This is a genomic window from Ruegeria sp. R14_0 (genome assembly GCF_017743975.1).
Classification (GTDB): domain Bacteria; phylum Pseudomonadota; class Alphaproteobacteria; order Rhodobacterales; family Rhodobacteraceae; genus Ruegeria.
Genome location: NZ_JAGHRC010000004.1, coordinates 509,595 through 532,617, shown reverse-complemented (window position 1 = coordinate 532,617; position 23,023 = coordinate 509,595). Strand labels below are relative to the sequence as shown.

The window sequence follows — 23,023 nt, the reverse complement described above, 5'->3', positions numbered from 1 at the left end:
CAGAGGTTCAAATCCTACCCCCGCAACCAAAATCCAAACAGACCGTTCGATCTACAAACAGTCCACTGGACTGTTTGCTTTACGATCTCACCTCGTCGTTATCAGCGCGTTCACGGCCCCAAGGCGGACACAGTCCCTTCAAACCATAACCCAAAGGCCCCAGGTTCAAATCCTACTCACAAAACCAATTTTATAGTACCGGCCGCCGCAAGGCGGCTTTTGTCGTTCTGGACTAGCCCAATCATCGCCGCCAGGGCACCCTCCAGTTCGATCTGCACGCCATCTCGTTCGTGTGCATTGCAAGCGCACCCCAATCCGACTTCTTTCCGATCTGACCTACAACGCTTATGGAGGCGCTGCGTGCCACTACGAAGCACTGGATAAATGTGTTCCGCGCAAGATATACCGGCTGGAGCCGCAAGGACCGTTGTCCAGAGAGGTGGCTCATTTAATGGAATTGAAAACCCTGGGTGGCAGGGCCACCTTCCGGACATTCGCTGTGGTCGCAACATCTTTTGCACTTAATGGCAGCTTTGTTCCGAACTGTTGTCTCAAACAGACGTAAATAGCATTCTTCGTTACTTTGATCTTCTGCTGAGCAGGTGAACTTAGCGTTCATCTTGTAATAGCGGCAACTGAGCGACTTCGTTGTCGGTATGAAAACAAACAAAACTTGAGCCCGGCGCAGAATTTCAGCGACGGGTTCCAAATGGTAGCCATCCATAGGCACCAGCGCGGCTAACGGAATCGATTAGCTCTGTTGTGCGCTCGGCGATTGCACAACGGTCTCTGCCTAGGTCGACTTTCCGGATGCAGGGGGGCCAGCGATCGCGGCAATCGTCCGAACCCCGACCTACCTCCAAGCGGTGATCAGGTCGCACACGCGCGTTGCATCCTGCTCGATCACGCTGCGTCTTCTTTTGGTGGTTCTTTGGCGCCGGTCATAAACGCTACGGCATCGGACATTGTGTAATCCTTGGGATCAATTGTGCAGAGCCGTTTGCCGAGCCGGTGCACATGGATTCGGTCAGCTACTTCGAACACATGTGGCATGTTGTGGCTGATCAGGATGATAGGAATGCCGCGTGCGCGTACGTCTTGTATAAGTTCAAGCACCTTGCGGCTCTCTTTCACACCCAAAGCTGCTGTGGGTTCGTCCATAATGATGAACTTGGTCGCAAAAGCGGCTGCACGCGCAACGGCAACGCCTTGGCGCTGGCCACCAGACAGTGTTTCTACAGCCTGGTTAATCGACTGTACGGTCATCAACCCAAGCTCAGTTAGCTTTTCTCGGGCAAAATTCTCCATAGCCGGCCGGTCCAGCTGACGCATGTACTTGCCCATGAAACCCTGTTTGCGGATCTCCCGACCCATGAACATGTTGTCCGCAATTGAAAGGGCAGGAGACATGGCAAGCTGCTGATAGACGATTTCGATTCCCATGTTCCGAGCGTCGATTGGAGAGGTAAAATTTACCTTCTTCCCTTCGATTAGAATCTCGCCCTCATCCGGGATCGTAGCGCCACAGATTGCTTTGACGATCGAAGACTTACCTGCGCCATTGTCCCCGATGACGGCCAGGATCTCACCCTGACGCAGTTCAAAGTCGGAATGATCGATGGCGGTGACGTGGCCATAGCGCTTCACGATCCCGCGGCCTTGGACGACTGGAGTTATGTCCGACATTAGCCCGATACCTTTCTGATCCACTGGTCGACTGCGACCGCTGCGATGATGAGAAGCCCGATAAGCAGGAAGGTCCACTGTGCGTCCGCGCCCAGCAGTCTCAGTCCAAGGGTAAATACGCCGACAATCAATGCTCCGAACAACGATCCCAAAATGGATCCCCGACCGCCGAATAGAGAGATGCCGCCGATCACAACAGCAGTAATGCTCTCAATGTTTGCTAATTGACCAGATGTCGGCGAGACCGATCCGATGCGTCCAATCAGCGCCCAGCCCGCAAAGGCGCAGATCAGGCCGGACAACATGTAGACGGACATAAGCGTCCTATGGACGTTTACACCAGACAATTCAGCGGCCTCTGGGTCGTCACCCACGGCATAGACATGCCGTCCCCAGGCAGTGTGTTTCAGCGCATAGGCCAGCACGGCGATCAGGACGAGCATAAAGATCACGCCCACGGTAAACGTTGCACCACCGATCGCAAATTTAGTTCCGAAGAACTGAAGGAAAGGGGCGTTTGCTTCGATGTCCTGACTGCGAATGGTCTCGTTCGCGGAGTAAAGGAAGTTTGTCGCCAGAACGATCTGCCACATCCCGAGGGTTACAATAAATGGCGGCAGCTTAACGCGGCTGACCAGCCAACCGTTGATGGCCCCGATCAGTGTTCCCATCGCTAGCCCGCACATCACCGCAATGGGCACGGGGATGCCGTATCTGAATGTGAACTGCCCCATGATGACGGACGAAAACACCATAATCGCTCCGACGCTCAGGTCGATGCCAGCGGTCAGTATGACCAGGCTTTGCGCTGCGGCCACGATCCCAACAATCTGAACCTGCTGAAGGATCAATGTCATGGCAAAGGGTGAGAAGAATTTGGAGCCCAGAAGTAGGCCGAAAATCACGATTGCACCGACCAGCACAATAAGCGGCACAAAGGACGGGTTCACGTGGAGAAGGTGCTGTAACCTCCCTAGCACACCGTGCCGATGATCTTCGAACTCCGCCACGGTTTCCGATTTATTTGCGGCGGTTTCAAATCCCTGAGCGCCTTGGTTTGCTTCAGACATATCTCCCCCTTTTTCGCGGCTGGTTTTGCGCCCGCGAGATCAGTGTAAAGGAAGTTTCGGTTTACTGGTGAAAGGAATGATGGGGCGCGCGTGCGCGCCTCATCCTTTAAGTCTGCGTTAGCCCCAGCAGAGTTCCAAACCTTCGGCGACTGAAATTGAGTCCACGCCATCAACAGGCTGGTCCGTGATGAGCGCTACACCGGTATCGTAGAAGTCTTTGCCCGGTGTATTTTCAGGCTTAACGCCCTCTTCGGCCCATTTCTTCACAGCCTCAACACCAAGCGAAGCCATCAACAGCGGGTATTGCTGGCTTGTCGCCCCGATTACACCGGCCTGTACATTTTGCACGCCAGGGCAGCCGCCATCGACCGAAACAATTAGCACATCGTTTTCGCGACCAATCGACTTCAAGGCTTCATATGCACCTGCTGCTGCCGGCTCGTTGATTGTGTGAACCACATTGATCGTCGAGTCTTTTGCCAGAAGGTTCTCCATGGCGCGGCGCCCGCCTTCTTCGTTGCCGTCGGTCACGTCACTTCCGACCAGTCGGGCATCGGTCTCATCGCCGATAACATTTGGATCCGCCAGGTCCACTCCGAAACCGTCGAGGAAGCCCTGATTACGTAGAACATCCACTGTTGGCTGACTAACGTTCAAGTCCAGCGTTGCGATTTTGGCGTCCGCTGCCCCGTCACCCATTTTTGCCTTTGCCCATTGGCCAATCAACAAGCCTGCCTTGTAGTTATCCGTGGCAAATGTTGCGTCGGCGGAGTCAATCGGGCTCAGCGGTGTGTCCAAAGCAATTACCAGCAGGCCGGCGTCCCGCGCCTGCTGAACCGCAGGGACAATCGAGCTGGTGTCAGACGCCGTCAGCAAAATTCCCTTTGCTCCATCAAGGATGCACGTTTCAATGGCCTGAACCTGAGTTTCGTGGTCGCCGTCGATCTTGCCCGCGAAGGCCTTTAGAGTCATACCAAGCTCTTCAGCTTTGGCTGTGGCACCTTCTTTCATCTTAACAAAGAATGGATTGGTGTCTGTCTTTGTGATCAGGCAAACCGTCTCCCCGGCCGCTTGAGCAGATGCAGCAGCGAGTGTGAGTACAGTAGCTGATGCGGCAAGCTTGAGTAGATTTCTCATGTTGTCCTCCCAGAAAGTTGTTTTTGTCCCGCGTGGCTTGACAGCGAGACCCACCTCCATCCTCCAATGCAGGTTGCGTTCAAGGAAACCGCGATTCTAGCCTTCGTGTCAATAAATAAATAAAGTTTATTTATTAATTTGCTTCGGCATCTTTTCATAAGAAAACAAGGGGTTTATGTTCAGGCTTATGGAAAGAGAAGCGCTAAAAGCACTAACTGGCGGGGTAAGCCAAAGCGGGGTTCGCGATCACAACGAACGTTTGATTTTGACGGTTTTACAAAGGCATGGCCCTGCTGCGGGTGCCGACGTCGCGCGACTAACGGGCCTGTCTCCTCAGACTGTCTCAATTATTCTTCGCAAGCTGGAAAAGGACGAGATTCTCAGACGCGGAACCCCTTTGCGCGGAAAAGTAGGTAAGCCCTCAGTCCCTATGCAGCTCAACGCGGAAGGCATCCTTTCAGTTGGCATGAAGATCGGGCGGCGCAGCGCCGATCTGCTTTTGATCGACTTTATGGGCAACCCGCGCCACCAACTGTCCACGACATACGACTATCCGTTGCCAGAGGTCATTTTCGGGTTTCTGGAGTCTGGCCTGGAAACACTTCTCTCTCGCGAACCTCAACGTCTTCGCGACCGCGTGTGCGGTATCGGGATCGGCACCCCGTTCGAGCTTTGGAAATGGCATGATCTGTCTGGGCTCGCCGCCAAGAAATTCAGGTCATGGAAAAACGTGAATTTCTTCTCCGAGGTCGCCAAGTTCAGCGACTTGCCGGTTTTTGTGGTTAACGACGCCACGGCAGCCTGTCATGCGGAGCACCTTTATGGCCGCGGGGCTGAGTATCGGGATTACTTCTATTTTTTCATCGGCTCGATGATCGGCGGAGGCGTCGCATTGAACGGCACCGTATTCGAGGGCAACCAAGGCAATGCCGGTGCGTTAGGCGCTATGCGGACTACGGGCCCATTGGGTGAAAGCCAGCAACTAATCGACACAGCTTCGCTGTTCCTGCTCGAGGACAGATTGATCGAAGCAGGTGTCGATCCTGAAATTCTCTGGAAGAAGCCTCAGGATTGGAGCAGCATCTCTCGCTATGTCGAGCCATGGATCGGTACGACGGCGCAGGAATTGGCCAAGGCTGCACTGTCTATTTGCGCGGTCATCGACTTTGAGGCGATTTTCATTGACGGTGCATTTCCACCTGAAGTGCGGGAAGAGCTGGTCTCACGGGTTCGTCGATACCTAATCAACCAAGACAAACGCGGTTTAATTCCTCCAGTTGTGGAAGCAGCAGCAGTCGGGGAAAACGCCCGAGGCATTGGTGCTGCGAGCAGCCCGATTTTCCGCCAGTTTCTATTAGATACTAATGCTGGGCTTTCTGGTATGTAGTCGCAACTCATTGGGGGCAAGCTTTCTAGCTAGGACGAAACCGCGAGTCCTGCTCAAGTTGACGGCCTTAGAACGACCCCCTTTTTGGGCAGTTGCAGTGCCGTGTAACAAGTAGCAACTGAGGGCTGCTTTGCGCCGGCTGCTGAGCATTCCAATTTCCCCCAGCTGCGCATAGCAGATATCCAAACAAGGCGTTCCCTCGCGGTTTGTGTGAGATGAAGACACGGGCTTATCCCGCTCCGTAGTACATGGCCGAATTCGCGCAGAAGGCTTCGGATCATATTCGCCAGCTGCGTGCGCTGCCGGACCGCGAGATCTCGGGTGCGGTGCAGCGCCAGGATTGCCTGCTGGTCTTCCGATTTCACCTTGACGAACCGCATTGTTGGCCGGCGGACGGCCTCGCAGATCGCTTCAGCATCAGCTGCGTCGGTCTTGCCGCACTTTACATAGGGTTTGACATAGGCTGCTGAGTTCACGGCCCCAATAGCGGGCAGAGCCGCAGGCTTCCATGCCGACAACACAGCGCGGAAGGGTCTCGAAAAACGCAAGCAACTTCAGGCGCTTGATCTTCTTGTTGAATATCTTTCGGCCAGCGGCTGAAATCCCATGAACCTGGAACACGTCCTTGGCCAGATCCAGTCCAACTGTTGTAACTGTCACTGGGTGGTTCCTTTCCTAGCAGTCCAAGACAACTGCAGTATTGCGCATCGCAACGCCGATGGAGCAGGAGCCACCCACTCCATCCGCTATGGGCCTATCGAACCAAAAAACGCGTGAGCACTCGTTCAAACTCAATGGAGGCTCCCACGTCTGATGTTGCTATTTCTGATGCCTGTCCCTTCGCGGCGGATCGGGACATTCGAACCGTTCGCGAAAAGTGTTCTGAGGTCGAGGCGCGTGTGAATTGACCGAACAACGCGCTTCACCCAGGTTCTGTGCGGGGTTAATCTTCGATCAGAGCAACGCTGAAAGGATCCGCCCTATGTCAATCTTATCAAAACTCTTTGGTGGCGGTGAAAAGCCGGAGCCGCAACCGGTCTCGTACAAAGGGTTCGATATCTTCCCCGATTTGATTTCCGAGGGTGGCAAGTATCGCCTGTCGGCCCGTATCGAAAAAAACATCGACGGAGATCGCAAGACCCATACGGTGATCCGGGCAGATGTCTTTGAAAGCAGGGATCAGGCCGAAAGCTTCAGCATCACCAAGGCAAAACAAGTAATTGACGAGCAAGGCGAGCGTATTTTCGGTTAAGGAAACGGGTGCCTTTTTCCAATTCCGCTAGTGGGACAGCGTCGACGTCAAATCCCTTTGCCTTGCCCTCCATGGTTTAGCGAGGCTTGTCGCCTTTCGCATCCTCTCCTAGACATCGAAAGCCAGACCAGACCCAAAAAACGTGCACCAACCGCTATCGGCAAATCGGCAGTTCAAGTGGTGGTTGTTTGGGCAGGGATGCCCGCCATTGATTGATGATCGGCTGTAAGGTTCTTTTCGGCCAAAACTTGGGAGCGCCAATTGTCTTCAGACATGCAGCGTTCCAGTAGACGCCCGCGCGCGAAAGCGGTTTTCCCTGCTTCACCGCTTTGGCAACCGCGTTAATATCCTTCGATTCAGGATAGATATACAGGGTGGTCGGGTTACCTTCGACAAGTGCCAAAATCTCTTTTGAAGCGGATTGCGACCAGGTTGTGCAACCGTTGCTACGACCGCCTGTATAGTTCACGAGCTTGCCGTAAGGGACATATCCATCCTTATCGGCATGTGCGCTCTGTGTGTTCTTGAAGCGGCATTGCCACTTTAGGAAAACAGCAGGATGACCTCCGATGGCACGTTCCCGGGCGTTGCTTGTTTCTCCTTCGCCGTCAAACAACAGAAATGTCCGGTAGAATGGCCTCGTCGCGCCGGACTGCCGGTAATACCCTTTGAACGAGGTCCGGGTCTCGGCCGTAACGTATGACCCACCTGCGGTCAGCTTCGAGCCTTCCGCGTTGCTGAAGTTCTTCGCGCATTGTCGACCGTTTGCGAAATTGGCCCGCTGCAGTTTTCGCCCATTACCATAACCGGATGAAACGGCGCGGAATGACCTTTGCGCTTCGCAAATCACGTAAAACCGACGCCCAGGGTTTCCATTCCGCGCGGTGCTGGGACGCGTGGCGTCTTTTGCCAGATAGCAGGGGTTCGAAACTTCGCCTTGCCGTAGCTTCTTCCGATAAAGCGCTCGCGCTCGCTCAAGGACGATCGGCGCGATTTGACCTTCAGACGTGCCTACGTGTTTTTGCAGCCATGCTGGAATTTCTTTTGACAACGCATCGCCTCGACTGGGCAACGAGCCAGCAACTACGGCAACGATCAGGATGGCGATGGAGAGACGGAGTGAATTAGGTCGCAACGGGACTGCTCCTGCTAGACTATCCTCGGATCCACTCTAACACGCAAATGTGGCCTGACATTGGGTGAAATTTTTCGGATCGAGAGATACTGTTGCCGAAAGCCCCAACTCCTTAGTCTTAGGTCCCGTTTTTGATGGAACTCGGGTTTAAAGACGGATCGAGCGACTGGACATCTTCGGTTTAGCGTCCACATGAAGGCTATGATTACACGTCGTTCGTTCCTGATAGCTTCGACCGCCACTGTGTCTGCGCCGTTCATTGCGCGGGGGCAAACCCAAGAGATTGGCGAGAGGATCGGTCGCCTGCCGCAGCTCCATTCGCTGCAGATACAGCGCGGGGAGGACGTCATCTTTGCACAGGCTCCCAGAGGGCCCGGGTTGGATCGTCCGGCAAACATCAAATCCTGTTCGAAAAGCATCGTTGCCCTGTTGCTCGGAACCGCAATCGACAAACAGGAAATCACTTCGGTCGAGGCTACGTTGCAAGACGTGGCACCGCGGTTGCTACCGCCGAATGCAACTCCGGGCTCCGAAAAAATCACGATGGAAGATCTGGTTACACTTCGGGCAGGTTTGGAACGGACGTCTGGCAGCAACTACGGTGCATGGATCAATTCGCCCAACTGGATCGCCGATGCTCTCACCAGGCCGATGGTGGCCGAGCCCGGGCAACGCATGTTGTACTCAACGGGATCAACACACATCCTCGGGGCGGCGTTGACCGAGGCGACCGGGCAAAGTCTGCTGACGCTGGCGCGGGCACGATTGGGGACACCACTGGGAATCGAGATACCGGCCTGGACACAGGATCCTCAGGGGTACTATCTGGGCGGTAACGAGATGGCCCTGACACCCAGATCGATGTTGAAGATCGCAGTCTTACTGAGGGACAAGGGGGTCTTTGCAAGCAATCAGGTTATCCCCGAAAGTTGGGTTGCCGCATCGACCAAGGCCTACGGCCGGTCACAATTCTCTGGGCTGGGATACGGATACGGCTGGTTTCTCTCGCCGTCCGGCTACGCTCTGGCCCGGGGGTACGGAGGTCAAATCATAGCGGCGCATCACGGGCGCAATCTTGCGATTGCAATCACATCGGATCCAACCCGCCCCGCGAGATCTGCTGGCTATTTCGGGGACTTGATCCGGTTGCTAGACGGACCGGTTCTGAATTTAGCGTGATGGATTGAACTGGGGCTCGAGCAATTTCAACCGTGGAAAACCAAAGCCGCCCCTTAATGTGAGACGTACATCCTCCGGTTTCCGGCTGTGAGAACGATATAGTTCTCTAAAAGCCAAGGTCTGGTTTGGCGGGCTGCAGCTCAGCATCTTGACCAGTTGACCAACGGCAGAAATGGGCCGCTCCTCACCGTTAGTTCAAATTGCGATTAAAACTAACAACGCGTCAGGCTAGCCGAGGTAACTTTAGTTAGCGAAAAGGTAAGTTGATTGGTCAAAAGGCAAAATATCTCTGCATTTGGCCCCTTGTTTTATTGGTCGGAGTGAGAGGATTCGAACCTCCGACCCCTGCCTCCCGAAGACAGTGCTCTACCAGGCTGAGCTACACTCCGACCGTGGCGGGTGATCTATACCTGCGGTTTTGGATGTGCAAGAGGCATTTTGAAGTGGTGGATGCGAATTGTGCACTGGCTTCCAAGGCGTTTCAGGTCAGGGGGTCGGTTCGGTACAAGCGGATTTTGGTGCCGCCGTGATCGACAACCGGGCCGGGTGGCAGCAACGGCAAACGGGTCGATCTTGCCAGGTTTGCGTTACTTGTAACGATGCCAACCCGCCAACCTTTAAAGCGGGACTGCAGTGTTTTTCCCAGACTGCCGTAGACGGACCGCAGGCGTTTTTCGTCGCCGATCCGTGCGCCGTAGGGGGGGTTTACGATGACCAGACCAGCTGGACCCTGTGGGGGCTTGATGTCGCTGACTGACCGGGTTTGAAACACTGTAATGTCGGCAACTCCGGCGCGCTCTGCGTTTTTTATGGACGCCTCTATCGCTCCTGCATTGCGGTCCGATCCATGAAAGATAACGTCTGGCTTGGCCGAATGATCCTGCTGTTGCATGGACGACCAGAGGTTCGGGTCAAAGCTCACCAAGTTCTCGAACGCAAAGCTGCGGGACCGGCCTGGGCGCAGCCCTGATGCGATCTCGGCAGCCTCAATGACAAATGTGCCAGACCCGCACATCGGGTCCAGGATGGGTTCTGACCCGTCATACCCGCATTCGCGCAAGAACATTGCGGCCATCGTTTCTCGCATCGGGGCCTTGGCCACGGCCGGTTTGTGCCCGCGTTTGTGCAAAGGCTCGCCCGAGCTGTCTATGGAAAACGTGCAGATGTCTTTTTCAATGCGCAGAAGGACGCGCAGCGCGGCATCAGGCGCGATCGGAGCGCCCAGGGTCTCAGTAATCGCGGTCTCAACCCGCTGACGCGCCGCACCCGCGTGATAGATTCGGGACTTTCGGCTGGTTGCTTCGACCCTTACCGGTACGTCGGGGCGCAGGAACTCGGCCCAAGGGAACTTGCGCGACCTTTTGTCCAGCTGTGCCAGGTGGACGGCCGGGAACCCGCCCAATCGCACCAAAACCTTGTTCGCCCCACGCAGGCATAGGTTGGCACGCCAGACTTCCTGCCAGCCCCCGCGGCAGGTTACACCGCCGGGGACAGGTTTTGCGGCTGCGAATCCCTGTTCGACTGCCTCGGCATGCAAGGGTGCTTCGAGACCGGGCGTGGCTATCAAAAAGATTTCAAAATCGTCGTTTTGTTCCATCCCCGGTGCTTACACCGGAAGCTTGGCAGGCGCGATATGCAATTTCATTGGGCCGAAATGCGACCCTTCAAAGGAATTTGACAATTAATCGGTATTTTCGTCGGTAACGGGTTTGCGTTTAGCACCGTCCCCGCGTAAAGGGTGCCTGATCAAAACGAAGCTTGGATTGGGAACAGGTGCTATGCGCCTTTTTCTGCTCGCAGGCTCCCACATACAGGTTGTTTTGTGCCACTATAGGGTGGTGGGAACGACGTGTTGCAGGAAAGAGGCTTGGAAGACCGTAGCGACATGCAAACTTTCAAACTGAAAAAAGGGTTGGAACTGCCGGTGCAAGGCGCGCCAGAGCAAAAAATCCAACCGGGTCCTGAATTCAGCTCAGTTGGGGTTTTGGGGGCCGACTACTTGGGCCTGAAACCACGCATGCTGGTACAGGAAGGTGACGAGGTTCAGCGGGGCACACCGCTGTTCTGCCACAAGGACGTGCCCGAGGCGATGATGGTCGCGCCCCTCAGCGGCAAGGTCGTTGCCATCAATCGCGGCGCGCGCCGGGTTTTGCAGAGCGTCGTGATCGAGGTTTCGGACGTCAACGACACAGGTCTGGACTTCTCAGGCGTCGGCAACGGGGATACCGCCGAGGGCGTGACCGAACGCCTGTGTGCCGCTGGTCTTTGGACTGCGTTCCGCACGCGTCCCTATTCCAAGATGGCCGTGCCAGGCACCACACCCGCCGCCATTTTCGTGACTGCCATGGACAGTGAGCCGCTGTCCGCCGACGCTGCGACGATCATTCAAGATGCGGGCGACGCCTTTGCTGCGGGCCTGAGCGCCATTGCCAAGTTGACCGACGGTAAGACTTATCTCTGTCAGAAAGACGGCGACGCACTTCCGGGCGCAGATGTTCCGGGTGTCGAAGCGGCGGCTTTCTCTGGCCCGCACCCCGCAGGTTTGGCCGGAACACATATCCATTTTCTCGAGCCGCTGGCTGGCGAGAAGCAGGTTTGGACGATCGGATACCAGGATGTCATCGCGATCGGCCGCCTGATGCAGACCGGTCACCTTGATCCGAACATCGTGGTGGCCCTGTCGGGCCCCGGTGCGCGGCAGCCGCGTCTGATCCGTACCGTGATGGGTGCCTCGACCGACGACCTGACCCGTAATGAGATCAATGTCGATGGAACCGCCCGCGTGATTTCCGGCTCGATCCTGTCAGGTCGCCACGCAGAGGGGCCAGAGGCCTATCTGGGCCGTTTCGCCCGTCAGATCAGCGTCATCCGCGAAGATCATGACCAGCACACGCTGGGCTGGATCCTTCCGATGCCGTCGAAATACGCGGTTCAGCCGGTTTTGGGTTCGGCTTTTGCCAAGAAACTGTTCTCATTCACGTCCAACCTGAACGGTGGACGTCGCGCAATGGTGCCGACCGGCACGTTCGAGCAGCTGATGCCGCAGGACTATCTGCCGACCCAGCTGCTGCGCGCATTGCTGGTGATGGACACAGATACTGCACAGGCGCTGGGTGCGCTGGAGCTGGACGAAGAGGATCTGGGCCTTGTCGGCTTTGCCTGTCCGGCGAAATATGAATATGGGCTGGCGCTGCGCGACTGCCTGACCAAGATTGAAAAGGAGGGCTGATCCGAATGGGTTTGCGCAACTTCTTTGACCGGATTGAGCCGAACTTTACCAAGGGCGGCAAGTACGAGAAGTACTTCCCCATCTACGAGATGGTGGAAAGCTTCATCTACACTCCGAAAACCGTAACCACCGTCGCTCCCCATGCACGGTCCTACGTGGATATGAAGCGGATCATGACCTATGTCGTGATCGCGACGATCCCATGTATCCTTTGGGGGATGTACAATACTGGCTATCAGGCCAACTCGGCGATTGCCGCTCTTGGCCCGGATTCTGCTACCGGCTGGCGGATCGCCATCCTGCAGATGTTTGGTATCTCGCTGAACCCTGACAGCATCTTTGCCTGTTTCATGCATGGCCTGATGTACTTCCTGCCGATCTACATCACGACGCTGGTCGCCGGTGGTATTTTTGAGGTCATCTTTGCAACCGTTCGCGGCCATGAGGTCAACGAAGGCTTCCTTGTGACCTCAATGCTTTACACGTTGATCATGCCCGCTTCTGCCCCTCTGTGGCAGGTCGCGTTGGGCATCATTTTCGGCGTGGTTATCGGTAAAGAAGTCTTTGGCGGCACTGGTAAGAACTTCCTGAACCCTGCGCTTGTAGGACGTGCGTTCCTGTATTTCGCATACCCTGCGAACATGTCGGGCGACACCGTTTGGACACCAGTTGACGGGTTCTCGGGCGCGACGGCGCTGTCTGTTTCGGCCTCGGACGGCTTTCAGGCGCTGGCGACCGAAGGGCTGACCTGGTGGAATGCGTTCCTGGGTCAGATGCAGGGCAGTTTCGGGGAGACATCGACCCTGGCCTGTCTGATCGGTCTGGCCTTCCTGCTGACAACGCGGATCGCCAATTATCGTCTGATTGTTGGCTGTCTGGCAGGGACCATTGGTCTGACGCTGCTGTTCAACCTGATCGGATCGGACACCAACCCGATGTTTGCGATGCCGTGGTACTGGCACATCGTTGTCGGCGGGTACGCCTTTGGTCTGGCCTTCATGGTGACCGAGCCTGTTTCGGCAAGCCACACCAACATGGGCCGCTATATTTACGGCGCGCTGATCGGTATCATGGTTGTGTTGATCCGTGTTGTGAACCCGGCTTTCCCCGAAGGCATGATGCTGGCAATCCTGTTCGGTAACGTCTTTGCACCGCTGATCGACTACTTCGTCGTTCAGGCAAACATCAAACGGAGGGCGCGTCGCCATGTCTGATACGCAATCCCCAGAACCCAAAGGCGCGATTGCCAAGTTTCTGGCGGCCTCGCCGGACTCGGTTGGCAAGACGATCTTTATCGCTGTCGCTGTGTGTCTTGTGGCTTCGATGGTCGTGTCGGCTGCAGCCGTAAGCCTGCGCCCTGTGCAGGAAGCCAACGCGCTGAGGGACAAGCAGATCAACGTTCTACAGGTTGCCGGCGTTTACGAACCTGGCACTGACGTGTCCGAGGCTTTTGCCGCGTTCGAACCGCATGTGCTGGAACTGTCGACCGGCGAGTTTGTGGACGACAAGTTCGATCCAGCCACCTTCGACGATCTGGCCGCCGCCAGCGACCCGGACCTGAGCGTTGCGCTGGACGATGACCCTGCCGGTATTGGTCGCAAGGCCCTGTACCGTGTTGTCTATCTGCTGCGCGACGATTCCGGTGCTTTGGACAAGGTGATCCTGCCGCTGCATGGCTACGGTCTGTGGTCCACTCTGTACGGCTTCATCGCTTTGGAAAACAACGGCAACGATATCTACGGCCTGCAATTCTATCAGCATGGTGAAACCCCGGGCCTTGGTGCCGAGGTGGACAACCCGCGCTGGAAAGCGCTGTGGAACGGTAAAAAGCTGCGTGATGACGCGGGCGATCTGCAAATCACCGTCGCCAAATCGCAACCCGCCGCTGGCCCCGATTTCTATATCGACGCGCTGGCCGGCGCCACGCTGACCTCGGTTGGTGTCGATAACCTGGTGAAATTCTGGATGGGTGACGCGGGCTACGCTCCGTTCCTGGCCAAACTGCAAGCAGGAGAACTCTGATGTCTCAGACCAAAAAAGAGATGCTGGTCGACCCGCTTGTCGACAACAACCCGATTACGCTGCAGGTGCTGGGTATCTGTTCGGCGCTGGCGGTGACTTCGTCGCTGCAGGTGTCGATGGTGATGGCGCTGGCGGTGATCTTTGTGACGTCGTTCTCATCCTTCTTCATCTCGTGCCTGCGCAACCAAATCCCGGGTTCAATCCGGATCATCGTGCAGATGGTGATCATCGCCTCGCTGGTGATCCTGGTAGACCAGATCCTCAAGGCCTACGCTTTTGAGATTTCGAAAACCCTGTCAGTTTTCGTCGGTCTGATCATCACCAACTGTATCGTGATGGGCCGCGCCGAAGCGTTTGCCATGAAGAACCCGCCGGTCGCGTCGTTCATCGACGGCATGGGCAACGGCATGGGCTACGGCCTGATCCTGCTGCTGGTTGGTTTCATCCGCGAGCTGTTCGGCAACGGGTCGTTGTTTGGTGTGACCATTCTGGAAACCGTCAACAATGGTGGCTGGTACGTGCCCAACGGCATGCTGCTGCTGCCGCCGTCCGCGTTCTTTATCATCGGTCTGATCATCTGGGCCTTCCGCACATGGAAGCCGAACCAGGTCGAGGAACGTGAATACAAAATTCAGCAGGTAGAGGCCCACTGATGGAAGGTCTGATTTCCCTGGCCGTAAAGGCCATCTTTGTTGAAAACCTCGCGCTTAGCTTCTTTCTCGGCATGTGTACCTTCATCGCCGTATCCAAGAAGATTTCGACCGCGCTGGGCCTGGGTATTTCTGTGATGGTCGTTCAGGCGATCACCGTGCCCACGAACAACCTGTTGCTCAACTACCTGTTGAAGCCGGGTGCGCTGGCCTGGGCCGGGTTCCCAGATGTGGACCTGACCTTCCTTGGCCTGATCTCGTATATCGGCGTGATCGCGGCGATGGTTCAGATCCTTGAGATGGTCTTGGATAAGTATTTCCCGCCGCTCTACAACGCGCTGGGGATCTTCCTGCCGCTGATCACGGTGAACTGCGCCATCCTGGGTGGCTCGCTGTTCATGGTCGAGCGTGACTATAACTTTGCCGAGGCCGCGACCTATGGTCTGTCTTCCGGCTTTGGCTGGGCACTGGCGATCACTGCTATGGCGGGCGTGCGCGAAAAACTGAAGTACTCGGACATTCCGGATGGTCTGCAGGGTCTTGGTATCACCTTCATCACCGCGGGACTGATGGCGATGGCCTTTATGTCCTTCTCGGGCGTGAAGCTGTAAGGAGGCGTCGATGGAAACGTTTAGCCTGGGCGTCGTCCTATTCACCCTGATCGTTATCGCTCTGGTCGCCATCATCATGGCGGCGCGGTCGAAATTGGTGTCGACCGGAGATGTGAACATAACCATTAACGGCGAGAAAACCATTTCGGTTCCTGCAGGTGGCAAGCTGCTGCAGACACTGGCAGCCGAGAAGCTGTTTGTGCCGTCCGCGTGCGGCGGCGGTGGTACCTGTGCACAGTGCCGTGTGCGTGTGCATTCAGGCGGTGGATCGATCCTACCGACCGAAGAAAGCCACATCACCAAGCGCGAAGCGGCCTGTGGTGACCGCTTGTCCTGTCAGGTGGCCGTTAAGCAGGATATGGACATCGAAGTTCCCGAAGAGGTCTTTGGCGTCAAAAAGTGGGAATGTACGGTGCGTTCGAACGAGAACGTGGCGACCTTCATCAAGGCGCTGACGCTGGATCTGCCGGAAGGCGAGGATGTGAACTTCCGCGCTGGCGGCTACATCCAGATCGAAGCGCCGGCCCACGCATTGAAGTACACGGACTTTGATGTCGAGGAAGAGTACCGCGAAGACTGGGACCGCTTTAACCTGTGGCAGTACGAGTCGGTTGTTGCCGAACCGATCGAGCGTGCCTATTCGATGGCAAACTACCCGGATGAAAAGGGCATGATCATGCTGAACGTCCGGGTTGCCTCACCGCCTCCGGGATCGGAAGGTATCCCTCCGGGTCAGATGTCGTCGTACATCTTCAACCTGAAGCCGGGTGACAAGGTCACAATCTCGGGTCCGTTTGGAGAGTTCTTCGCTCGCGAAACCGAAAAAGAGATGGTCTTCATCGGCGGTGGCGCTGGTATGGCGCCTATGCGCAGCCACATCTTCGACCAGCTCAAGCGTCTGAAGAACAAGGATCGCAAGATCACGTTCTGGTACGGCGCGCGCTCGAAGAAAGAAATGTTCTTTGTTGAAGATTTCGATCAGCTGGCTGCTGAGTTCCCGAACTTTGAATGGCACGTGGCCCTGTCGGACGCGCAGCCCGAGGACGATTGGAAAGGCTATACAGGCTTCATCCACAATGTTCTGTTCGAAGAATACCTGAAAAATCACCCCGCACCCGAAGATTGTGAGTTCTACATGTGTGGCCCGCCAATCATGAACCAGTCGGTCATCAACATGCTGCTGGATCTGGGTGTAGACCGCGAAGACATCATGCTAGACGACTTCGGCGGATAAGTGACAAAAAAACCGGCGCATTGAGCGCCGGTTTTTTTTACAAGCGAAGATCGCTGGCTTCGATCGGCAGGACGGATTTCACGTCGAAAACGATGCACGGGTCTTTTCCATAGGCACGAATTTGTGCTGGATCGATGTGCAGAAACTCTTGATGTGCGACCGCCAGTACCACGCCGTCATAGCTGTGCGACTGCGGCGCATCCACAAGTGAAATGCCATATTCAGACTGCGCGGCTGACGCATCTGCATGTGGATCGTGAACATCAACGGCAATTCCGTAGTCTTTTAACTCGTCAATGATATCGACGACCCGTGTGTTGCGCAGATCGGGGCAATTTTCCTTAAAAGTCAGGCCCATGACCAGAACACGGGCAGATCCCACATCAATCCTGGCGCGGGTCATCCGTTTCACAAGCTGGGACACCACATAGCTGCCCATACTGTCATTCAATCGCCGACCGGCCAGGATGATTTGCGGATGATGCCCGACCGCCTCTGCCTTGTGAGTCAGATAATAGGGGTCAACGCCGATGCAGTGACCCCCCACCAAACCAGGACGGAAGGGCAGGAAATTCCACTTGGTTCCGGCTGCACGCAACACCGCGTCGGTATCGATGCCCATACGACCAAAGATCATCGCTAGCTCGTTGACCAACGCGATGTTCAGGTCGCGCTGCGTGTTTTCAATGACTTTTGCAGCCTCGGCAACGCGGATACTTTCAGCTTTGTGTGTTCCCGCGGCAATGATCCGGGCATAAAGCGCATCGACCAGATCGGCGACTTCGGGGATCGACCCCGATGTCACTTTGCAGATGTCTGAAATTCGGTGGGTCTTGTCGCCGGGGTTGATCCGTTCGGGACTGTAGCCCGCAAAGAAATCCGTATTGAACGTCAGCCCGGACTCGCGTTCCAGAACAGGCACACAGTCTTCCTCGGTTGCACCGGGATAGACTGTGGATTCATAGATCACCAGATCCCCTTTTTTCAGAACGCCTCCAACCGTCTCGGAGGCGCTCAACAAGGGCGCCAAATCTGGTTGTTTGCCCGCGGTAATCGGGGTTGGGACGGTCACGATAAAGGTGTCGCATTCTACGAGGTCGGCCGGGTCCGTGGCAAAGGTCAGGCCCTTCGCATCTGCCAGATCCTCTGGCTCGACCTCCTGGGTGCTGTCCTGTCCTGCGCGCAGCGCCTCAATCCGAGCGGCATTGATGTCAAAGCCGATGACCGGGCCGATCTTGGCGAAAGCGACGGCCAGCGGCAGGCCGACATAACCCAATCCGATGACGGCAATTTTGCGAGAGTTTGGATCTGTTTCGAACATTCGGGAACTCAGCCTACTTTCCGTGGTAGTCGCGGAACCATTCTACGAAACGGGCGATTCCGTCTTTGAAATCGGTCTGGGGACGATAACCGGTCAGTCGCTGCAGCAGATCGTTGTTCGCCCAGGTCGCAGGAACATCGCCCATCTGCATCGGCATATAGTTTCGAATGGCTTTCTTGCCGACCGCGTCCTCGATCGCTTCGACGAAATCCATCAGTCGGACCTTGTCGCCATTGCCGATGTTAACCACGCGCCATGGGGCCGCGGGCGACAGGCTGTCGCCTTCTTCGATCTCGTCCGGGCTGTCGGGGCGCACAGGCGGGGTGTCGATCAACAGCCTGATGCCTCGAACCAGATCATCGACATAGGTAAAGTCGCGATACATGTCACCGTGGTTGTAGATGTCGATCGGCCGTTCATCCAGAATGGCGTCAACGAATTTGTACAGCGCCAGATCAGGTCGGCCCCACGTTCCATAGACGGTGAAAAAGCGAAACATAGTGGTCGGCAGTTTCCACAAATGGGCATAAGAATGGCCCATGGCCTCATTCGCTTTCTTGGTGGCGGCGTAGATGGTCAGAGGCGTGTCTGCCTTTTCAACTTCGGTAAATGGCATCACCTCATTCGCGCCGTAGACCGAGGATGTAGAGGCCATCAACAGGTGCTCGACCTTATGTTCGCGCGCAATCTCCATAACATTGAAAGTGCCGACAATGTTCGAGTCGATATAGCTGCGCGGGTCTTCTAGACTATAGCGTACGCCCGCCTGACCTGCGAGGTGAACAATCACGTCCGGTTGGAACTCCGTCCCCACCTGCTTCAGTTTCTCGTGGTTTTCCAGCAGATCCTCTGTTGCAGAAAAACCGGGGTTCTGAAGCAGCATCTGGTGCCTGCGGCGCTTGAGGGCGACGTCGTAGTAGTCCGTCATGCCGTCAAAGCCATGCACCCGAAACCCTTCGGCAAGCAATAGTTTTGCCAGATGGAACCCGATGAAACCGGCTGTACCCGTGATCAGAACGCGCTTCACTATACCCTCGACCTAAAACCGAACCAACTTGCGCATCAGGGATACTGTTGGCCCGCCAAGGTCAAGGGGTTTTCTTTGGACGGTATCAGCCGACAATCATTTGCTTCATGCGCAGGGCTTCGTATTCCAGCTCTTTCAGCCGGAAATGAACCACGTCTCCGATTGTGATGACGCCGCGCAGATGACCGTCGCTCAGGACCGGCATATGACGGAACCGTCCGTCTGTCATGGTTTTCAGGACATCGTTCAACAGATCGTCCGGTGCGCAGGTTTTGACCTCGCGGGTCATCAAATCCTCGACCGATTGCGGCAGGGTTTGGCCGGGCGTGTCCGCCATGCGTCGCACAATGTCGCGTTCCGACAAGATACCCTGCAGCGTGCCATTCTGGTCGGTCACGACCACCGCACCGATCCGCTTTTCCTTGAGTGTATTGACGACCGAATGGATCGTGTCATTTGGGCGAACCGCAAACACAGCATCCCCTTTACCCTCAAGCAGCTTGGCGACTGTCGTCTGAGTATGCGACAGGTTGGATTCAACCGACTGACTTTGTGTGCTTTTATCGGCCTTGTCGCCACGGGTGGGGGGCTGATATGAGGTTGGGGCCATTGGCAATCTCCTCTTTTTTTGAGATGGCTTCCCTTACACCTTACCGCAGCAAAGCAGTCTGTATAGGGTGCAAATTCCCAAACCGGCGAAAACTGCCGCAAATCAAGGATATCCCGCCTGTTGTCTGACCTGTACCTGACCCCACCCATTGCCGCGCTGATTTTCTTTGCTGTGGTGGTTTGCGGGCATAACTTCAGAATGGCCTGGAAACAGCAGGCCGAAGGTTGGCAAAAAAAAGCCTGGTTGTTCGGCGTTCCAGCTGGCATCGGATTGCTGGTACTGGGGTTCTTGCCGCTGAAACTGTGAAGTCGGTTTGACTCTGCAAGGGGTCGCTGGCATATGCCGGGCACGGTTTTCCTCAGGAGGTCTCTCGATGCGCCTTTTGCCTGTATTGGCTGCTGCAACACTTTTGTCAGGGTGTCTTTTCGATGAAGAGCCCGAAGTTGTACGCCTGTCCGGTGAGACCATGGGCACCACATTCAACGTCACCGCCATCGGGACGAATGTTGATGAGACTGCCCTGGGCGCTGCCGTCGAAGAGACATTGGCTGACGTAAACGCCAAGATGTCCAACTGGGACCCGAATTCCGAGGTTTCGACATTCTCGGCGTCGACCAGTACAGAGCCGACCGAAGTGTCCGACGAATTCGCGCTGGTTATCGCGGCCGCAAACGACGTGCATGAAAAATCAGGCGGCACATTTGATGTCACCTTGGGCCCGTTGATCGAGCTGTGGGGCTTTGGCCCGCGCAAGCCGGAAGATCCGGTGCCCTCGGACGCCGAGATTGGGAACGCTTTGGATAGCGTCGGTCAGGCGCGTTTGCTGACGCTGGATGCGGACAAGGGCACGCTGGCAAAGTCGGATGCTGGTGTTGGTATCAACCTGTCCGCCATTGCCAAAGGCTATGGCATCGACGCGGTGGCCGCGACGCTGCGCGAGGCGGGTATCGAAAACTACATGGTCGAAATCGGCGGCGATCTGGTCACCATGGGCCAGAATGACAAGGGCGAGGCGTGGCGGATTGGCATCGAAAAACCCGAAGCGGGATCGCAGAACCTGCAACTGATTGTTCAACTGGACAATCTGGGCATGGCCACCTCCGGTGACTACAAGAATTTCTTTGAACAGGACGGTGTGCGTTATTCGCATATCATAGATCCGACAACCGGTCGTCCGATCACACACCGTACGACTTCGGTGACGGTTCTGGCCGAAAACGCGATGATGGCTGACGCATGGGCCACGGCGATGCTGGCGCTGGGTCAGGAAAAGGGTATGGAACTGGCCGAAGAGCATAAACTTGCCGTGTATTTCATCTCGCGGGATGTGACAGGCGGCGACGATGCCTATATTACTGTTCATAGTACAGCGTTCAAAGACGCCCTGGGCACCAACTGACGGGTGGGACCGGAATGAGCACCTTTATCATAGCCTTCTTTCTGCTGTTGCTCATCGTGGTGGGCATGTCCTTGGGCGTAATGCTGATGGGCAAAACCATCAAGGGCAGTTGTGGTGGTCTGAACGCGATTTCCGGCGCCGACAAATGTGTGGTTTGCCAAAAAGACGTCGACCCGAACTCGCCCCTGCGCGATCAGCTGCAGTGCAAGCGTGCCAAGAAGATGCTTGAACAGATGGAGCGTCAGGCCTAAGCGCAGATTGCGCTTCGTTCTTACGATGAAACTGTCTAAACATTCCTCCGAGGTATCTTGGGGGAGGGCGCAGGTTTGGCCAAAGCCAAAAACATCCTGTTCATCATGTTCGACCAGCTACGCTGGGATTACTTAAGCTGCTACGGGCATCCGCATCTGCACACCCCAAATATCGACCGTTTGGCGGCTAAAGGTGTGCGGTTTGACCGGGCCTATATCCAATCTCCGATCTGCGGCAGTTCCCGAATGTCGACCTATACCGGCCGTTACGTTCATTCGCATGGTGCGTCGTGGAACGGTATCCCGCTGAAGGTTGGTGAGATCACGATGGGCGACCATCTGCGAAAGGCCGGTATGGATTGCTGGCTGGTCGGGAAAACGCATATGCGTGCCGATGCGGAAGGGATGGCGCGGTTGGGTTTAGAGCCGGACAGTTTGATCGGTGCGCGCGTGGCCGAATGCGGGTTCGATGTGTACGAGCGCGACGACGGCATGCTGCCCGAAGGGCCAGACGGTTCTTACGATCCAGACGGGGCGAAGGAATACAATAGGCATCTGATCGCCAAAGGATACGAAAGTGACAACCCGTGGCATGACTTCGCCAACTCTGGGCTGGATGCAGATGGGAATGTTCTGTCGGGTTGGTTTCTGAAGAACTCTGCCGAGCCTGCAAATATCGCCGACGAAGACAGCGAAACACCATATCTGACCGGCCGGGGTATTGAGTTCATGCAAACGCATGAGGGGCCTTGGTGCTGCCATTTGAGCTTTATCAAGCCGCATTGGCCTTACATCGTACCCGAACCCTATGCATCAATGTACGGTCCCGAGCATGTCGTCCCGGTCGTCCGGTCCGAGGCCGAGCGGCAGAATGCGCATCCAGTGCTCAAGGCGTTCATGGAGACCAAAGTCGGTCAGGCGTTCTCGCGGCAGGACGTGCGTAACGCGGTGATCCCGGCATACATGGGGCTGATAAAACAGGCCGACGACCAGATGGGCCGTCTGTTTGACTGGATGGAGAAAACGGGTCGGATGGACGATACGATGATCGTTCTGACATCAGACCACGGCGACTTTCTTGGGGATCACTGGATGGGGGAGAAGACTTTCTTCCAGGATGCCTCGACCAAGGTGCCGTTGATCATCTACGACCCGTCGTCCGAGGCCGATCGAACCCGCGGCTCCGTCAGTGATGCGCTTGTCGAATCCATCGATCTTGCACCAACCTTTGTTGAGGTCGCAGGGGGAGACGTCGCAGACCACATCCTTGAAGGGCATTCCCTGTTGCCGATCCTGCATGGGCAGCAGGTGGAAACGCGGCGGGATGTTGTGATTTGCGAATACGACTATTCGGCCTCGCCAATCGCGGACATGCTGAACGCCTCGGTCCGAGATGCGGTCATGTTCATGGTGGCCAACAAAAAGTGGAAGCTGATCCATTGCGAAGGTGGCCACCGGCCGATCCTGTTTGACCTTGAAAACGACTCCAATGAGTTGACCGATTTGGGGGATAGCGAAGACCATGCCGACGTGATTGCTGAAATGTATGACCATCTGTTCGCTTGGACTCGTCGACAGTCACAGCGCACAACCCGATCAGAACAGCAACTGATCGAGATGCGGACTAAAAGCCGTGGTACCGGAGTCATAGTAGGCGTCTACGACGAAAACGATGCGCCTTTGGAACTGACCGTCAAGTATCGTGGCCGCAAAGCAAGACCGTATCAGGACTACAAAACCAAAGGTTAGTCTGTCGCGCATTAATTCTGGCCATTGGCGCGCAGAATAAGGTTCAATTGCCCAAGGCCAGACGATACAAGACC

At 55.9% G+C, this 23,023-nt stretch carries 21 protein-coding genes, 1 tRNA gene and 1 pseudogene; 13 read left to right on the top strand and 10 right to left on the bottom strand.

Annotated elements, in window-relative coordinates; translation table 11 throughout:
- Positions 1–903: 903 nt before the first annotated feature.
- From J7416_RS14720 to J7416_RS14710, 3 genes are all read right to left on the bottom strand, one after another.
- Positions 904–1,686 (bottom strand): ATP-binding cassette domain-containing protein, encoded by a 783-nt coding sequence (locus tag J7416_RS14720; RefSeq protein ID WP_209225791.1) that lies wholly within the window; start codon positions 1,684–1,686, stop codon positions 904–906.
- Positions 1,686–2,756, bottom strand: coding sequence for an ABC transporter permease (locus J7416_RS14715; protein ID WP_209225789.1), 1,071 nt, complete (start codon positions 2,754–2,756; stop codon positions 1,686–1,688). The genes J7416_RS14720 and J7416_RS14715 overlap by 1 nt, the downstream gene beginning before the upstream one ends.
- A gap of 117 nt (positions 2,757–2,873) precedes the next feature.
- Positions 2,874–3,893, bottom strand: coding sequence for a sugar ABC transporter substrate-binding protein (locus tag J7416_RS14710; protein WP_209225828.1), 1,020 nt, complete (start codon positions 3,891–3,893; stop codon positions 2,874–2,876).
- Between the two features lie 187 nt (positions 3,894–4,080).
- On the opposite strand from J7416_RS14710, the gene J7416_RS14705 reads away from it, so the two are divergent.
- Positions 4,081–5,280, top strand: a complete 1,200-nt coding sequence (locus J7416_RS14705; protein WP_209225826.1) for an ROK family transcriptional regulator — start codon at positions 4,081–4,083, stop codon at positions 5,278–5,280.
- 245 nt (positions 5,281–5,525) lie between these two features.
- On the opposite strand, the pseudogene J7416_RS14700 reads toward J7416_RS14705, so the two are convergent.
- A pseudogene (locus J7416_RS14700) lies at positions 5,526–5,940 on the bottom strand (transposase); the annotation flags it as partial.
- A gap of 322 nt (positions 5,941–6,262) precedes the next feature.
- Here J7416_RS14700 and J7416_RS14695 point away from each other — a divergent pair.
- The gene (locus J7416_RS14695) at positions 6,263–6,532 is read left to right on the top strand and encodes an HlyU family transcriptional regulator (RefSeq protein ID WP_209225787.1); all 270 of its coding nucleotides are present in this window, start codon (positions 6,263–6,265) and stop codon (positions 6,530–6,532) included.
- Between the two features lie 154 nt (positions 6,533–6,686).
- On the opposite strand, the gene J7416_RS22675 is transcribed toward J7416_RS14695, so the two are convergent.
- Positions 6,687–7,148, bottom strand: coding sequence for a murein L,D-transpeptidase catalytic domain family protein (locus J7416_RS22675; RefSeq protein WP_247744292.1), 462 nt, complete (start codon positions 7,146–7,148; stop codon positions 6,687–6,689).
- 720 nt (positions 7,149–7,868) lie between these two features.
- Between J7416_RS22675 and J7416_RS14685 the strand changes: the two genes are divergently transcribed.
- Positions 7,869–8,846: a serine hydrolase gene (locus J7416_RS14685; protein ID WP_209225824.1), complete on the top strand. Its 978-nt coding sequence runs from the start codon at positions 7,869–7,871 to the stop codon at positions 8,844–8,846.
- 312 nt (positions 8,847–9,158) lie between these two features.
- Here the strand turns inward: J7416_RS14685 and J7416_RS14680 are convergent.
- Positions 9,159–9,235: transfer RNA gene (locus J7416_RS14680), tRNA-Pro, on the bottom strand.
- Between the two features lie 92 nt (positions 9,236–9,327).
- Complete coding sequence (locus J7416_RS14675; RefSeq protein WP_209225784.1) at positions 9,328–10,443, bottom strand: class I SAM-dependent RNA methyltransferase; 1,116 nt, start codon at positions 10,441–10,443, stop codon at positions 9,328–9,330.
- Between the two features lie 288 nt (positions 10,444–10,731).
- Here J7416_RS14675 and J7416_RS14670 point away from each other — a divergent pair, with 288 nt between their 5' ends.
- From J7416_RS14670 to nqrF, 6 genes are read left to right on the top strand one after another with little or no spacing between them, the layout of a single operon-like run.
- Positions 10,732–12,075, top strand: a complete 1,344-nt coding sequence (locus J7416_RS14670; protein WP_209225821.1) for a Na(+)-translocating NADH-quinone reductase subunit A — start codon at positions 10,732–10,734, stop codon at positions 12,073–12,075.
- A 5-nt stretch (positions 12,076–12,080) separates the two neighbouring features.
- A complete protein-coding gene (locus J7416_RS14665) occupies positions 12,081–13,289 on the top strand; it encodes an NADH:ubiquinone reductase (Na(+)-transporting) subunit B (protein ID WP_209225782.1) in 1,209 nt (402 codons plus the stop codon).
- Positions 13,282–14,097: a Na(+)-translocating NADH-quinone reductase subunit C gene (locus J7416_RS14660; protein WP_209225780.1), complete on the top strand. Its 816-nt coding sequence runs from the start codon at positions 13,282–13,284 to the stop codon at positions 14,095–14,097. Before J7416_RS14665 ends, J7416_RS14660 begins: the two co-directional genes overlap by 8 nt.
- On the top strand, positions 14,097–14,750 hold the full coding sequence (locus J7416_RS14655; RefSeq protein WP_170415660.1) for an NADH:ubiquinone reductase (Na(+)-transporting) subunit D: 654 nt from the start codon (positions 14,097–14,099) through the stop codon (positions 14,748–14,750). Before J7416_RS14660 ends, J7416_RS14655 begins: the two co-directional genes overlap by 1 nt.
- Entirely contained in the window at positions 14,750–15,358 is a 609-nt protein-coding gene (gene nqrE / locus J7416_RS14650) for an NADH:ubiquinone reductase (Na(+)-transporting) subunit E (RefSeq protein ID WP_170423419.1), read from the top strand. Before J7416_RS14655 ends, nqrE begins: the two co-directional genes overlap by 1 nt.
- Before the next feature lie 10 nt (positions 15,359–15,368).
- A complete protein-coding gene (nqrF, locus tag J7416_RS14645) occupies positions 15,369–16,592 on the top strand; it encodes an NADH:ubiquinone reductase (Na(+)-transporting) subunit F (protein ID WP_209225778.1) in 1,224 nt (407 codons plus the stop codon).
- 37 nt (positions 16,593–16,629) lie between these two features.
- On the opposite strand, the gene tviB is transcribed toward nqrF, so the two are convergent.
- The 3 genes from tviB to J7416_RS14630 form a co-directional block, all read right to left on the bottom strand.
- The gene (gene tviB / locus J7416_RS14640; RefSeq protein ID WP_209225777.1) at positions 16,630–17,913 is read right to left on the bottom strand and encodes a Vi polysaccharide biosynthesis UDP-N-acetylglucosamine C-6 dehydrogenase TviB; all 1,284 of its coding nucleotides are present in this window, start codon (positions 17,911–17,913) and stop codon (positions 16,630–16,632) included.
- Positions 17,914–17,926: 13 nt separating this feature from the next.
- On the bottom strand, positions 17,927–18,940 hold the full coding sequence (locus J7416_RS14635; protein WP_209225775.1) for an NAD-dependent epimerase/dehydratase family protein: 1,014 nt from the start codon (positions 18,938–18,940) through the stop codon (positions 17,927–17,929).
- A gap of 85 nt (positions 18,941–19,025) precedes the next feature.
- Positions 19,026–19,550, bottom strand: a complete 525-nt coding sequence (locus tag J7416_RS14630) for a CBS domain-containing protein (protein ID WP_209225773.1) — start codon at positions 19,548–19,550, stop codon at positions 19,026–19,028.
- 120 nt (positions 19,551–19,670) lie between these two features.
- On the opposite strand from J7416_RS14630, the gene J7416_RS14625 reads away from it, so the two are divergent.
- The 4 genes from J7416_RS14625 to J7416_RS14610 all read left to right on the top strand — a co-directional run bounded on the left by J7416_RS14625 (position 19,671) and on the right by J7416_RS14610 (position 22,949).
- The gene (locus J7416_RS14625) at positions 19,671–19,856 is read left to right on the top strand and encodes a hypothetical protein (RefSeq protein ID WP_209225772.1); all 186 of its coding nucleotides are present in this window, start codon (positions 19,671–19,673) and stop codon (positions 19,854–19,856) included.
- A 67-nt stretch (positions 19,857–19,923) separates the two neighbouring features.
- Complete coding sequence (locus J7416_RS14620) at positions 19,924–20,949, top strand: FAD:protein FMN transferase (RefSeq protein ID WP_209225770.1); 1,026 nt, start codon at positions 19,924–19,926, stop codon at positions 20,947–20,949.
- A 14-nt stretch (positions 20,950–20,963) separates the two neighbouring features.
- Complete coding sequence (nqrM, locus tag J7416_RS14615; protein ID WP_209225768.1) at positions 20,964–21,200, top strand: (Na+)-NQR maturation NqrM; 237 nt, start codon at positions 20,964–20,966, stop codon at positions 21,198–21,200.
- 75 nt (positions 21,201–21,275) lie between these two features.
- On the top strand, positions 21,276–22,949 hold the full coding sequence (locus J7416_RS14610; RefSeq protein WP_209225766.1) for a sulfatase-like hydrolase/transferase: 1,674 nt from the start codon (positions 21,276–21,278) through the stop codon (positions 22,947–22,949).
- The last annotated feature ends 74 nt before the right edge of the window (positions 22,950–23,023 follow it).

Bases quoted from the DNA above. Each gene is read 5' to 3' on its own strand.
- J7416_RS14720 (WP_209225791.1), bottom strand. From the start codon at position 1,686: ATGTCGGACATAACTCCAGTCGTCCAAGGCCGCGGGATCGTGAAGCGC.
- J7416_RS14715 (WP_209225789.1), bottom strand. From the start codon at position 2,756: ATGTCTGAAGCAAACCAAGGCGCTCAGGGATTTGAAACCGCCGCAAAT.
- J7416_RS14710 (WP_209225828.1), bottom strand. From the start codon at position 3,893: ATGAGAAATCTACTCAAGCTTGCCGCATCAGCTACTGTACTCACACTC.
- J7416_RS14705 (WP_209225826.1), top strand. From the start codon at position 4,081: ATGGAAAGAGAAGCGCTAAAAGCACTAACTGGCGGGGTAAGCCAAAGC.
- J7416_RS14695 (WP_209225787.1), top strand. From the start codon at position 6,263: ATGTCAATCTTATCAAAACTCTTTGGTGGCGGTGAAAAGCCGGAGCCG.
- J7416_RS14685 (WP_209225824.1), top strand. From the start codon at position 7,869: ATGATTACACGTCGTTCGTTCCTGATAGCTTCGACCGCCACTGTGTCT.
- J7416_RS14675 (WP_209225784.1), bottom strand. From the start codon at position 10,443: ATGGAACAAAACGACGATTTTGAAATCTTTTTGATAGCCACGCCCGGT.
- J7416_RS14670 (WP_209225821.1), top strand. From the start codon at position 10,732: ATGCAAACTTTCAAACTGAAAAAAGGGTTGGAACTGCCGGTGCAAGGC.
- J7416_RS14665 (WP_209225782.1), top strand. From the start codon at position 12,081: ATGGGTTTGCGCAACTTCTTTGACCGGATTGAGCCGAACTTTACCAAG.
- J7416_RS14660 (WP_209225780.1), top strand. From the start codon at position 13,282: ATGTCTGATACGCAATCCCCAGAACCCAAAGGCGCGATTGCCAAGTTT.
- J7416_RS14655 (WP_170415660.1), top strand. From the start codon at position 14,097: ATGTCTCAGACCAAAAAAGAGATGCTGGTCGACCCGCTTGTCGACAAC.
- nqrE (WP_170423419.1), top strand. From the start codon at position 14,750: ATGGAAGGTCTGATTTCCCTGGCCGTAAAGGCCATCTTTGTTGAAAAC.
- nqrF (WP_209225778.1), top strand. From the start codon at position 15,369: ATGGAAACGTTTAGCCTGGGCGTCGTCCTATTCACCCTGATCGTTATC.
- tviB (WP_209225777.1), bottom strand. From the start codon at position 17,913: ATGTTCGAAACAGATCCAAACTCTCGCAAAATTGCCGTCATCGGATTG.
- J7416_RS14630 (WP_209225773.1), bottom strand. From the start codon at position 19,550: ATGGCCCCAACCTCATATCAGCCCCCCACCCGTGGCGACAAGGCCGAT.
- J7416_RS14620 (WP_209225770.1), top strand. From the start codon at position 19,924: ATGCGCCTTTTGCCTGTATTGGCTGCTGCAACACTTTTGTCAGGGTGT.
- nqrM (WP_209225768.1), top strand. From the start codon at position 20,964: ATGAGCACCTTTATCATAGCCTTCTTTCTGCTGTTGCTCATCGTGGTG.